The sequence below is a fragment of the Sphingobium sp. V4 genome, from assembly GCF_029590555.1.
GTDB lineage: Bacteria > Pseudomonadota > Alphaproteobacteria > Sphingomonadales > Sphingomonadaceae > Sphingobium.
The window spans coordinates 17,089-30,133 of sequence record NZ_CP081002.1 but is presented as its reverse complement, the minus strand read 5'-3'; the positions used below and the strand labels follow the sequence as shown (position 1 = coordinate 30,133).

11 protein-coding genes are annotated in these 13,045 nt (G+C 63.3%); 2 read left to right on the top strand and 9 right to left on the bottom strand.

Annotated elements, in window-relative coordinates:
- Positions 1 to 39 precede the first annotated feature (39 nt).
- Both K3M67_RS16030 and K3M67_RS16025 read left to right on the top strand, forming a co-directional pair.
- On the top strand, positions 40 to 1,374 hold the full coding sequence (locus K3M67_RS16030; RefSeq protein WP_285833395.1) for an MFS transporter: 1,335 nt from the start codon (positions 40 to 42) through the stop codon (positions 1,372 to 1,374).
- Between the two features lie 35 nt (positions 1,375 to 1,409).
- Positions 1,410 to 3,209, top strand: a complete 1,800-nt coding sequence (locus K3M67_RS16025) for a DUF8034 domain-containing protein (protein WP_285833394.1) — start codon at positions 1,410 to 1,412, stop codon at positions 3,207 to 3,209.
- Between the two features lie 46 nt (positions 3,210 to 3,255).
- Here K3M67_RS16025 and K3M67_RS16020 read toward each other — a convergent pair whose 3' ends face one another.
- From K3M67_RS16020 to K3M67_RS15980, 9 genes are all read right to left on the bottom strand, one after another.
- Positions 3,256 to 4,812, bottom strand: a complete 1,557-nt coding sequence (locus K3M67_RS16020; RefSeq protein WP_353051189.1) for a carboxylesterase/lipase family protein — start codon at positions 4,810 to 4,812, stop codon at positions 3,256 to 3,258.
- Entirely contained in the window at positions 4,809 to 5,696 is an 888-nt protein-coding gene (locus tag K3M67_RS16015; RefSeq protein WP_066861312.1) for a LysR family transcriptional regulator, read from the bottom strand. The genes K3M67_RS16020 and K3M67_RS16015 overlap by 4 nt, the downstream gene beginning before the upstream one ends.
- A gap of 44 nt (positions 5,697 to 5,740) precedes the next feature.
- Complete coding sequence (gene kdgD, locus K3M67_RS16010) at positions 5,741 to 6,661, bottom strand: 5-dehydro-4-deoxyglucarate dehydratase (RefSeq protein WP_066861243.1); 921 nt, start codon at positions 6,659 to 6,661, stop codon at positions 5,741 to 5,743.
- 313 nt (positions 6,662 to 6,974) lie between these two features.
- Positions 6,975 to 7,934 carry a fumarylacetoacetate hydrolase family protein gene (locus tag K3M67_RS16005; protein WP_285833392.1) on the bottom strand — a complete coding sequence of 320 codons (960 nt, stop codon included), beginning with the start codon at positions 7,932 to 7,934 and terminating at the stop codon, positions 6,975 to 6,977.
- Positions 7,935 to 7,936: 2 nt separating this feature from the next.
- Positions 7,937 to 8,716 carry a cyclase family protein gene (locus tag K3M67_RS16000; protein ID WP_285833391.1) on the bottom strand — a complete coding sequence of 260 codons (780 nt, stop codon included), beginning with the start codon at positions 8,714 to 8,716 and terminating at the stop codon, positions 7,937 to 7,939.
- On the bottom strand, positions 8,713 to 9,870 hold the full coding sequence (locus tag K3M67_RS15995; protein WP_285833390.1) for an alpha/beta hydrolase family protein: 1,158 nt from the start codon (positions 9,868 to 9,870) through the stop codon (positions 8,713 to 8,715). Before K3M67_RS15995 ends, K3M67_RS16000 begins: the two co-directional genes overlap by 4 nt.
- Positions 9,871 to 9,873: 3 nt before the next feature.
- Positions 9,874 to 10,776 carry a VOC family protein gene (locus tag K3M67_RS15990; RefSeq protein ID WP_285833389.1) on the bottom strand — a complete coding sequence of 301 codons (903 nt, stop codon included), beginning with the start codon at positions 10,774 to 10,776 and terminating at the stop codon, positions 9,874 to 9,876.
- Positions 10,777 to 10,808: 32 nt separating this feature from the next.
- Complete coding sequence (locus tag K3M67_RS15985) at positions 10,809 to 11,924, bottom strand: FAD-dependent oxidoreductase (RefSeq protein WP_285833388.1); 1,116 nt, start codon at positions 11,922 to 11,924, stop codon at positions 10,809 to 10,811.
- A gap of 88 nt (positions 11,925 to 12,012) precedes the next feature.
- Entirely contained in the window at positions 12,013 to 12,918 is a 906-nt protein-coding gene (locus tag K3M67_RS15980; protein WP_066861226.1) for a LysR family transcriptional regulator, read from the bottom strand.
- Positions 12,919 to 13,045 lie beyond the last annotated feature (127 nt).

Genomic DNA, 13,045 nt, shown 5'->3' with positions numbered 1-13,045 from the left:
CGCCCCGACAGACGGGCGGCGCCACCAGGAGAGCGTTTCTTGCCCGACGCAGCCGCCATTTCCGTTCCCGCACGCCCAACCTATGTGCGGCACAGGATCATCGCGCTGATCTTCCTGATCACATCGATCAACTATGCCGATCGGGCGACTTTCTCCATCGCGGGCAATGCGGCGAGCGGCGAACTGGGCCTGTCACCGGTACAGACGGGCTTCATCCTGTCCGCCTTCGCATGGGCCTATGTGCTGGCGCAGATACCGGGCGGGGCGCTGCTGGACCGGTTCGGAACCAAGAAAATCTATGCCTCCGCCATCGCCATCTGGTCGATCTTCACCGCCATGCAGGGGTTGGTGGGCCTGATTGCGGGATTGCCGGTGGTCGCGACGTTGTTCGCGCTCCGATTTCTGGTGGGCGCGGCGGAGGCGCCCTCCTTTCCGGGCAACGCGCGGCTGGTGGCAGCGTGGTTCCCCGGCGCCGAGCGGGGCACGGCGTCAGCCATTTTCAACAGCGCGCAATATTTCTCCCTCGTGGCATTCGCACCCCTGATGGGCTGGCTGGTGCATGAGTTCGGCTGGCGCTCGGTATTCTGGGTCATGGGGACTCTGGGACTGGTGGCGACGGCAATGTTTCTGCGCTTCATCCACAGCCCGGCGCGGCATCCTTCGATAAACAGGGCGGAGTTGGCGCATATCGAGGCGGGCGGCGGCCTTATCAACATGGAGGAAGCCGGTGTGGGCGCTGCTCGGACGCCGACCTTCACCTGGGCCAATGTACGACAATTATTGGCGAACCGGATGATGCTCGGCATTTATGTGGGCCAATATTGCATCAATGTACTCACCTATTTCTTCGTCACCTGGTTTCCAATCTATCTGGTGAAGGAGCGCGGACTGAACATCATGGAGGCCGGCTTCGCCGCCGCCGCGCCGGCCCTTTGCGGCTTTGCGGGCGGGTTGATCGGCGGCTATTGCTCGGACCTGATCCTCAAGCGCACCGGTTCGCTCGACCTCGCGCGCAAGGGGCCGCTGGTTGTCGGCATGACGCTCGCGACGATGATCATCGGCTGCGTCTGGGTCGATGCGGAATGGCTGGTGATCACGCTGATGGCGGTCGCTTTCTTCGGCAAGGGCATCGCCTCCCTCGGCTGGGCGGTCATGGCGGACGTGGCGCCCAAGCAGCTGGCCGGCCTGTCCGGCGGCGTGTTCAATATGTTCGGCAATGTGGCAGGGATCGTTACGCCGATTGTCGTCGGCTATATCGTGGCGGCGACGGGGTCGTTCGATCTGGCGCTGGTCTTCGTGGGCGCGCATTGCCTGCTCACCATTTTCGCCTTCACCGTCATCGTCGGGCCTATCCGCCGGCTGGAACTGGCCTGATGCGCGTCGACAGACGGAGCTTTCTGGCCCGAACCATGGGCACCGCAGCAACGCTCGCCCTTCCCGCGCAGGCGCGGCCCGCCAAGGCAAGGCTGGTGGCGGACACGCCGATGGCGGCGCCGCCCTGGGCAACGATGCAGCGGCAGTTGCTCGACGCCAACGCGGCGGCCTGCGAGGCATTCTATGCCGCCTATGTCGACCGCCGGGATCATCTCAAGGTGTTCGAGCGCTGGGGAGCAAATGACGGTCCCGACGACGCGGCGGAAGCGACCAACGACTGGTTCCTGCTCCACGCGCTGGGCGGGAGCGACCGCATCAGGACGCTGGCCGGCCGCTTCTGGGAAGGCCACCTGCGGCAGTTCACCGCTGCCCGCACGACCCACGTGCCGATCGCCCGGCAGGGCATGTATTATCGCGAATTTCCCGTGCAGATGGACTGGCAACACAATGCCGAAGGGTTGACCAGCTTCAACGTCATGGGGCTGTCCACGCCCCGCGATGCAAGGCTGCTGGCACGGACGAAGCGCTATGCCGACTTCTACACCGGCCACGATCCACAGGCGCGCAATTACGATCCGCGCCTCAGGATGATGCGTAGCCTGCTCAACGGCAGCCGGGGACCGATGCTGCGGCAGGCGACGCCGCTCGATTGGGCCGGTGATCCCTTCGATCCTCGCCCTTTCCACATGGAGCATGGTGAGCAGACCTATCAGCAGACCCTCGACCATTATGCCGAATATGGCGACGTGATCGGCGACAATCCGCTGAACCTGCAAGCGACGACGCTCGGCCTCAACGCATATGCCTTGGGCGGTGGAGAGGCATATCGCCATTGGGCGCTCGATTATCTTGCCGCCTGGGCCGAGCGCGCGGCGCGCAATGGCGGGTTGTTGCCGAGCTTCGTGCGGCCCGATGGTACGGTGGGCGAGGATTGGTGGAAGGGGGTTTACGGCTGGGGCTTTTCCCCGGTCGTGCCGATGACCGGTATGCGGGAGGATCGCAACCGCGTGCCCCGGTCGATCACCGCCTTCATGGGCGGGGTGGTGATGAGCGGCGATCTCGGCTTCATCGACCTCTGGCGGCGGCAGACGGAGCGGATCAATGAAGCCGCGCGACTGGTGGATGGCGTGCGGAGTGCGCCGTCCATGTATGGGGCGCAGGGCTGGTATGGCTGGAAGCCAGGGCGCTACCGCACCAACGGGTTCGAAATCTGGTATATGTCGCAAAAGGCCCAAGATCTGGAGATCGCCGGCGACGACGCCTGGATCTCTTTCCTGCAGGGGGGCAATGCGGACTATCCGGAGCAAGCCCTGGCCGCCGATCTGAAGCGGGTCGCGGATCGCGTCGCCACGCGGGCAAAGGACGACACCACGCCGGAAAACAGGCTGGCGGACTGGCCGATCGACATCAATCCAGCGAGCGTCCGAAGCCTGGTGCAGTTGATGACCGGCGGCCTGCATATTGCGCGCCCGCCCTGGTCGAAAAGCTCACCGCCGCAAGGGGGCGTACCGTTACACTGCCGGTTACGCTATTTCGATCCGGTGGCCCGCCGGGCAGGAATTCCGCCGGATGTCGCCGCTCTGGTCCATCGGCTGGCGGATAGCGAAACCGAAGTGACGTTGGTCAATCTGGGACCGCAGGCGCGCACGCTGACTGTACAGGGCGGTGCCTATGCCGAGCATCGGATCGATGCAGTCACCATGAACGGGCAAAGCATGGCGATCGGCGGGCGGGATTTCACGCTCCGGCTGGAGCCGGGCTGTGGGATAAGGCTGGTGTTGGCGATGACACGCTTTGCCAACCGACCGGCGCTGGCCTTCCCCTGGGATCGATGAAAGGGCCGATCCCGACCCGATCGAACGGCCGGGAAGATGGAAAGGTTCAGCCGCCCGGCTTGATATAGGGGGCAACGGCGAACAGCAGCCGTTCTTCCCGGCGCGGATCATTTTCGACCCGCACATTCCGATCGAAGATCATCGTCGCACGCTGCTCAAGGATGAACTGCGGCCAGTCGGGCATCCCGCGATGGCATGGAGTGCCGGTCCGCGCCAGGGCGACGAAGGCGTCAGCCATCTGCCCGGCCAGCCGACGCGGGTCGGGGCCGGTGCCTGTGCGCGCGCCCTGCGCGCCGACATTGTCGAACACCAGCGGAATGTCGAGTGTATGAAATGCTCCCAATATCCCGCCTGCGTCCGGGCAAGGAAAGTCCAACTGGTACATCCATGTCGGCGCGCCGATGCGGGCGCGCTCCTCGGCCTGGATGAGGTGGCCGGGCCAGGACCGCCCGGCCGTCGAGGCGGCGAGCAGGATCTGGCCGGGACTGCGGTCGGGATAAAGTTGGCGATAGCGCCGGATGACATGGTCCGGCGCGAGATCCTTCACGGTCTCGCGCACCAATCGTTCGGGCAGATTTTCCCAGGTCGTATCGCCAGCGCGCAGGGTCTTTTCGATCCAGAGCGCGGTCTCGTCATGGGTGTTGCCGACGATCAGCGGGATATGCGCCGCTTCGCGGGGAGCATCGGGAAAGAATGGATGCCTTCCCAGCACGACATGATCGAGCGTCGAGGTGAAGCTGATCTCGCCCCGCCCCTCCAGCGGATCAGGGGTTGCCATGGCCTCCACCAGCTTTTCGATCGGCATCCGCATCAGCGCCGCCACATCGGGCGCGCCTGCCCTTTCCATCCACGCCCTGGCGCGGACGGTTGCGTGCATCGGGCCGGCGGCGGTGACATGCTGGCCGCTCATCGTAGCGGCGGAGTGGAAGAGCGGGCGCGCTTCGGCCATTGCCATCAGGGTCACGACCTTCGCCCCGCCGCCAGACTGCCCGAAGATCATGACGCGATCGGGGTTGCCCCCGAAAGTCGCGATATTGTCGCGCACCCATTGGAGAGCGAGGATGATGTCGAGATTGCCGACATTTCCCGATTCCGCCGGCCCGCCAAGCTGGGCGAGATAGGCATAGCCCATCGCCGCCAGCCGATGGTTGAGCGTGACCACCACCACATCGCCGCGCCGCGCCAGATTTCCACCATCATAAAGCGGGTCGCTGCCCGAGCCATGGGCGTGTGCGCCGCCGTGGAGATAGACCATGACAGGGCGCTTTCCGCGATCCAGCGCAGGCGTCCAGATATTGAGGAACAGACAATCCTCGGATGTCGCTTCGGTCGGTTTGCTCTGCGGTGCCGCCGGGCCATAGCCTGTGGCGTCGACAACGCCCTCCCAAGCTCGGGGCGGGTCGGCGCGACGAAAGCGTGCCGCAGATGTGTCTGCGCCATAGCGGACGCCGCGAAAGACCAGGACATCGTTTTCGATCGTGCCACGCACCTGTCCATGACGCGTTACCGCGATCGGGCTTGCGCGCGGGAATGTCCGCGCCGAACAGACTATCGGTGTGGCCGCCATCCCGGCGAGAAGGGTCCGGCGGCCAATTTGCGTCACGCGGTGATCTCCGTGCATAGTTGGCGCATGGCGGGAAGCGCCGGATTTGCATTGTCGCGCCGCCAGGCCATATGCAGTTCGACCGGCTTTTCCTGCGGTGTCATCAGGCGCCGGAAATGGACGTCGTTCATATGCAGGCCGGTTGCGCTTTCGGGCACGATGGCAGCGGCGACGCCTGCGTGAACGAGTCCCAGCATCGAATGAATCTGCGTCACATGCTGGATGTAGAGCGGTGCGGCCTGCGCCTCATTGAAGAGGTTTTCCAGCATGTTGTGGAAATAGGCCGCGCCTTGCCGAGAATACATGATGAGCGGCTGACCGTCGAAATCTTCGGGAGCCAGCGCTGCCATCGCCTTGCGCGGATCGCCGGGGGGCAAGGCGACAAACAGCGGCTCGTGGAGCACGCAGGCGCTGTCGAATTCGTGCCGGTTGACCGGCGGGCGAACGAAGCCGATGTCGACGAGGCCCGTCAGCAGCGCATCGACCTGATCGCCCGATACCATCTCGCGCAGTTCCAGCTCAATATTGGGGAGAACGGCCCGCGCCTGCGCGACGATACGGGGGACGATATTATAGCCCGACACCGCCGTGAAGCCGATAGCGACGCGCCCGGCATCCCCCTTCGCCACACGGCGCGCCGAAAGCGCTGCGCTATCGGCCAGTCGGACGATCCGGCGAGCCTCGATCAGGAACACGCCCCCAGCAGGGGTAAGGCTCACCTGGCGGCTGGTCCGTTCGAGCAGCTGGACATCCAATATGCGTTCGAGCAACTGGATCTGGCGGCTCAAGGGCGACTGGGTCATGTTGAGCCGCTGGGCGGCACGGCCGAAGTGCAGTTCTTCGGCGGCGGCGACGAAGCAACGGAGCTGGCTGAGTTCAAACATCATGCCAGACTATCCGTGCTTGCCGCCCTAGTCACGTCGCCCGATCAGACCGACGTTGCGCGTTCGATCAGGGTGCGCAGGTCCGCTTCCTCCGCCGCCGACAGGTCCGTGAGCGGCGAACGAACCGGCCCGGCATCGCGTCCAATGACGCGCATCCCAGCCTTGACGATGGAAACGGCATAGCCGCTGCCCCGGTTGCGCAACGCAATATAGGGGAGGACGAAATTGCGCAGTCCTTCCATAACCTTGGCCTGATCGCCCGCGCGCACCGCCTTGTAAAAGGCCAGCGCCCATTCCGGCATGAAATTGAAGATGGCCGAACTGTACGTGGTGACGCCCATGGTCAGATAGGGGGTCGCGAAGGTTTCCGCCGTGGGCAGGCCGCCAATATAGGTCAGCCGGTCACCCATGCGGGCATAGATGCGGGTCATGAGTTCGATGTCGCCCACGCCGTCCTTGAAGCCGACGAGGTTGGGGTTGCGATCACACAGGCGCGCAAGGGTTTCGTCGTTCACGATGGCATTGTCGCGATTGTAGACGATGACACCCAGACCCGTGGCGCGGCAAACGGCCTCGATATGCGCGGCCAGCCCCTCCTGCTTGGCGTGCATCAGATAGGGCGGGAGCAGAAGCACACCGTCGGCGCCTGCCGTTTCAGCGTCACGGGCAATACCGGTGGCGATGGCCGTGCCGTAGCCGCAGCCGGAAATCACCGGGATACGACCGTTGGTTTCGGCTACCGCCGCGGCGACGACCTTTGCCACCTCGTCGGGGGTCAGGGAGAAGAATTCGCCGGTGCCGCCCGCAGCGAACAAGCCGGTCAACTCATGGCCCAGCATCCATCCGCAATGCTCGCGATAGGGGCCTTCCAGAAATGCGCCTTGCGCATCGAAATGGGTGACCGGAAAGGACAGCAGCCCCTGGCCCAGTTGGCGCGCCAGATCAGTGGGGCTAAAATGGCTCATGTCTAGAAATCTCCTCTCCTGGACGGGCTCCATCCCGCCCGGTGTTCATATGGAGGGAGATAGGCGCTGGGCGAAAATCGGTCCAAACCAAATGCGCGCATGATCGATGCACGGCTTGGCTTGATGACCTCTGCCTTGATGATCAAGAGTTGGCCATCGTTGCCCCGATGCACACGGAAGGTGGGGATCCTGTGCCAGCCTTGGCAGGCGCGTCAAAACCGTGGAAGGCCCGGATGTGCGATTTCTTCAGGCATCGGACAACAGCCAGTTTTCCGGTCGATGAACATTTCGCGGCAATCCGCTGAAAGCCGGATCAGTTCCTGTTCGGGACGACCCTTTGTTCGATAGTGCCGAATGGGCCGTTCAGGGCCTTCATCCGGACCCGGTCGCCAAAGCTGAGGAACGGCGTTTCCGGCTTGCCGCCGGCGATCATCTCGATCGCGCGCCGTTCGGACAGGCAGGACGAGCCGACCGTGCGATAGTCGGCATTGGATACGGTGCCCGACCCGATGATCGTACCGGCGACCAGATCGCGGGTACGCGCTGCATGGGCGATGAGGTCGTGGAAACCAAACTGCATCTCTCGCCCATGGGGTTGGCCGAACCACTGGCCGTTCACGGTAACTTCCAGCGGCAGATGGACCCGGCCATCGTCCCACGCGTCGCCCAGTTCGTCGGGTGTCACGGCGAAGGGGGCGACCGAGCAGGCAGGCTTGGCCTGGACCCAGCCGAAGCCGGTCTTCATCTCGATCGGCGCGATCGTGCGCAGCGACCAGTCGTTGATGAGGATGACGAGTTTCACATGAGCAAGCGCCGCGTCGGCGGGCGTCCCCATCGGCACGGCGTCGGTGATGATGCCGAATTCACCCTCGAAATCGATCCCGTCCGCTTCGCTGGGGAGCGCCACATCGGCGCGACCAGCCAGGAAACGGTCTGAAAGACCCTGATACATCAGCGGCCGATCCGTCTCGATCGGCGGTAGGTCGAACGCCTTCTGCATCAGTTCGCCATGCTGTGGGAAGGCCGACCCGTCGAGCCATTGCCAGGCGCGCGGCAGCGGGGCAAGCAGGCGATCCTGGTCGAGCGGCTCGCCCTCACCCCGCTCCAGCCGCTCGGCCAGCGCGCGAAGCGCGGGTTCGACTCGCTCCCATTGTTCGATCGCCTGTTGCAGCGTGGCGCCGATCCTGGCGGCCGGCAGGCAATGCTGTGCATCGCGCGAGACGACGACGAGACAGCCATCAGGCTGGCCATTGGCGAGCGTGGCAAGGCGCATGGCTACTCCTCGAAGATGGCGACGGCGCGGGTCCAGCCGGCTGAAGCGCCCTTGATCTTGTGGGGAAAGCAGCTGACGGTGAAGCCATTGCCCGGCAGCGCTTCGAGATTGTGCAGCTTCTCCAGGTGGCAATAGCCGATGTCGCGCCCCGCCTTATGCCCTTCCCAGATGAGCGAGGTGTCCCCGGTCTCCTTCACCTTCTCCGCCGTGTAGCTGAACGGCGCATCCCAACTCCAGGCGTCGGTGCCGGTCACCCGGATACCGCGGGTGGTGAGGTACATCGTCGCCTCATATCCCATGCCGCAGCCGACATTGACAAAGTCCGCCCGCCCCAGCGCCTTGCCCGCCGCGGTATTCACCAGCACGATGTCGAGCGGTTGCAGGTCATGGCCGATACGCTGCAGTTCCGCCTCCACATCCGCCGCCGTCACGACATAGCCGTCGGGGAAATGGCGGAAGTCCAGTTTGACGCCCGGACGGAAGCACCAGTCCAGCGGCACCTCATCGATCGTGATCGCCCGCTGCCCCCCATCCATGGTCGGTGAGAAATGCCAGGGCGCGTCCAGATGCGTACCATTATGCGTGGTAAGCGTCACCCATTCCGCCGCCGCAAAGCCCTCCCCGCCCGGCGTTTGCTCGGCGGTCACGCCGGGGAAGAAATGCTGCAACTCCTTCACGGTGTCCTGATGCGTCTCATAGCTGATCTTGGGCCGCATGAAGGGCGGATCGGACACGACGTCATTGTCGAGCGTGATCGACAGATCGACGAAGCGACGGGTCATGCGGTCTTACCTCCGAGCGTTTCGGCGAACCAGTCCGAGATCAGATCGCGACCATAGGCCATATTGTCCGCGCCGACATGCTCGACGCCGCCTTCGCGGGGTGTGAAGATGACCTTCTCGCGCCGCGGCGAGTTGACCAACTGGTCGTATAGATCATCAGCATAGGCGACACTGATCTGCCGGTCGCTGGCGCCATGGGTAACGAGGAAGGGCACCTTGATCCGGTCCATATGGCCGTTCAGGTTCATCGCTTGCGACCTGGCGAGGAAATCCTCCTGGTCGCGCGCGCCGAACGCCCAGTGGACATGCGCCCAATAGTGCGGCACCGGGTTCTCACCTTCGCGCGCCATGCGCTTGTCCTGCACTTCGCGCCAGTTGTGATTGGCGCCCCACACCGCGCCGCTGGCGAAGCGCGGTTCATAGGCGACTGCGCGGGGCGCGAAATGGCCGCCCAGCGAAATGCCGGTCATGCCGATCGCCTGTGGATCGACTTCAGTCTGCTGTTCCAGCCAGTCCACCGCCTTGCTCGCCCAGCTTTCGCTATGCGGATCGACGGGCAGATGCTGAAGCCGCAGCGCTTCGCCCGAGCCGGGCTGATCGACGCAGAGGGTCGAAATGCCGCGCCGCGCCAGCTCTTGTGGAAGGCGCGTCCAGTAGAGCAGTTCCTTGCAGCTATCGAGGCCGTTGCAGAAGACGACGACGGGCTTGCGCCCTTCGCCGGACGCGCGCGTGAAGAGGGCCGGCATGGTGCCCGCCTCAAGCGGGATCTCGACCCGCTCGCGGTTGATCCTGCCAAGCTGGGTCGAGCGATCGAACGCTGCGCGCGCCTTGGCATAGCTTTCCTTGCGGCCCGGCGCTCCATGCCCCTGCATCCGTTCGGCGGTGAAGAGGTAGAGCGAAGCGCGTTCCAGCTTGTTGGAGGCGGAGAAGGCGCGGCCTTTCGCCTCGTCCTCGGCGGCAAGGTCGAGCAGCTTGTCCCCCATCGCCACCCACGCCTTCATGAACATCGGTGTGCCCGCGTCGGCGCCATTGGCCGCCGCGTCCCGGATCGGCTGGCACATGTCGATGATCTCGCCGATCTGCCCGCCACTCTCCATCGCGATCGCGACCGACAGGTTCCAGATATAGTTGGGAAAATATTCGAACAGAGCCATGGCTTACGCGTCCACTGCCTGGAACAGGCCTGCGTCGGCCTCTGGATGCGGCATGGTCTGTGGACCGCCCACGCCGATGCCCCACTGATCCATCACCTTCGGCCCCGGCACATGGACCTTCGCCTCGTGGGCGTCGAAGTCCACATGCTCCAGTTCGGACGTATATTCGACCGCGAAGCCGGCGGGGGTGGTGAAATAGCTGAACGTGTTGTTACCGGCCGTGTGCCGTCCCGGTCCCCAGCGAATATCGGTACCCTTCTGGCGGAGGCGGTTGATGCCAACCATCATGTCGTCGAGGGAAAGCATGTCATAGGCGACATGGTTGAGGCAGGGCGGTCCGGGCAGGATGGCGATGCGATGATGCGCCGCATTGCAGCGCAGAAAGCACATGAAATCGCCAAGCCAATCGCTGACCTTGAAGCCCAGCACATCGCAGAACCAGGCCACCAGCGCCTGATGATCGGGCGAATGCAGGACGATATGGCTGATCTTCTGCGGCACGCCTTCCCAGCGGGAGAGATCACGCGGTTCGCGGCGGGCGACATCGCTCGAAATCTCGAAGCTCAGGCCATCGGGCGAGAAGAAGCGAAAACCATAGCCGCGACCCAGCGTCGTCAGATCCCTGGGCGCAAAGATGATGCGCGCGCCGGAGGCCGCGACCCTGTCATGCAATGCATCGACATCGGCTCGGCTGTCTGCGGCCAGCGCGATCACGTCGATACGCTTCTCTACCCCCGCGCGCAGCCGCACGACATACAACTCGTCGCCCCCATCAGCGGCGAAATGCACCATGCCCTCCGTCTCTCCAGCCTCCACCAGCTTCCACTGTTCGGCATAAAAAGCGCGTTCGGCCTCCAGGTCAGGAACGGCATAGCCCACATAACGAATTTCCGTGACACGGCTCATGATAGCAAACTCCCGTGAAAATTGTGCGCGCCTCAGATCGGCTGCGCGACGATCTCGAACATGGCATGGGTGGCCTTTGCGTTGTCGACCGGCGGCCCCCGACCGATCTGGCCATGGCAGATCGCAAGACTTTCACGCACGATATACGCGCAGCGCTGGAAACGCCGGTCGCGGTAGGCCGTCAGGGCCGTCTCCATATCGTCATGGCGCGACAGTTCATCGGCCAGCACCAGGCTATCCTCTATCGCCATGCCCGCGCCCTGCCCCAGATGCGGCGTCGTGGCATGCACCGCGTCGCCCAACAGAACCACTCGCCCCTGGTGCCACGGCCCGTCGACCAGCAGCCCTTCAAGCGGGCGATAGACCACCTCTTCATCATCGGTGATCTGCTCCGCCAGCGCACGGATCGCCGGCGCCGTCCGCGCTAGCTTGCCACGCATGGCAGCAGCCAAACCCTCCTTGGGATAGCGGGGATTGCCCGGTTCCGGAGTGGTCACATACATGTACATCAAGCTATCGGAGATGGGCACCAATCCGACGCCCGTCGGACCATTATAAACCTGCAAGGCATCCAGGCCTGCCGGACGAGGGAAATTGTAGCGCCATACGGCCTGACCGGTAAACTGCGGCGCCGGCGCGTCCGGCAGAACGCCAGAGCGAGTCTGCGAATACACGCCATCAGCGCCAACAAGAAGATCATAGCGTCCCGAACCACCATCGGAAAAGCGGACGGTCACACCCTCGCCATCATCCTCTATCGTTTCGGCTGTCAGGCCCAGCCTTACGCTGGCGCCACTGGCCAAAACTCTGTCCCCAAGCACTTTGTGCAGCGCGCGGCGACCAATCCCCACATTGGCGGGCCTGCCCTCTACCAGCCTGGGCGATGGCACTCGCGCGACCATATTGCCGTCTGGAAGAAATATCTCCACCGCGTCGAAACCCACGCCCGCAGACAGATAATCGTCCAGAAGGCCAAGTTCGGCCATGGCGCGCACGACGTTCGACTGCTGTATGATTCCGACCCCGTAGACAGACCAGTCTGGGTCACGCTCGATGACGTCGACATCATGGCCCTTCGCGCGCAACGCGATGCCAGCGGTCAATCCGCCAATGCCGCCCCCAATCACGAGAATATTCAGCGCTTCCAAGTTCCGCTCCCGACTCTTGTTCCGGAAGCAATCTTAGACAGTCAGGAAAATTTCAAAATTCGATTGTTTGGATCAAAAAATATCCAGATTATGGATTGGTGGATGCGGTGCGAAGTTGTTCGCGCAGCCATTTCAGGCCTTCATCGGCCGCTCTGGTCTGATGGAACTGAACCATTTCCTTCATCACCGGAAACGGGAACGGCATTGGTGTCGTCCGGATCGGGAAGATTCGACATGCGGCAATCGCCAGTCGCTCATGCATCACGGCCAGACGATGCGTGCCCGTCAACAGCCAAGGCACCGTCGCGAAAGAGGAGGCGCTCACCTCGACACGACGAACCTTCCCCATCGAGATCAGGGTTCGATCAGCGAAGGAGGCGTTGAAGCGCGCCCCGATAACAACTGCGACATGTCCCGCCGCGAGGAAGAGCTTTTCATTCAATTCGCCATGAAGCAATGGATTTTCAACCCATCCGGCAACAACATGCTCTTCCTCGAACAGCAGTTCGCTCGGATGATCGGGTGAGAGAAATTCCTGCGGACTGATCATCAGGTCCGCCTTGCCATCAGCAATGAGTTGGGTGCTGTTCTCTCCCGGCGTGATGAGGTGGATTGTTACGCCGGGGGCTTCGCGCGCGAACCGGGCAAGAAGAGGCGAGATTATGGCTGACACGACATAATCCGACGCAACGATACGAAACGCGCGCTGTGATGTCGCGGGATCGAAGCTAACTGACGTCGCGAGCAGGGATTCTATATTGCCCAGACTTTCGCGTACCAGCGGGACCAGGCTTTCAGCGAAGGCCGTCGGGTACATGCGCTTCCCGTGGGTTACGAGAAGTTGGTCGCCGAAATAGTCGCGCAGGCGCGACAGCGCCGCGCTCATGGCTGGCTGAGAAAGATTCATCTGTCGCGCCGCCGCCGAGACCGAGCGGGTTTGCATCAACCCGTCAAAGACCGCGAGGAGGTTGAGATCAAGACCACGGAAGCGCATTCAGATATCCATTTGGTGATTGGATAATGATCAAATCTACCGGTTCAACCTATGATGCAATGCTGAACTGACCCTCCATTCGAAAAACGCATTTCGACCACCGGCTCGGGTCCGGTGATCATTTCCT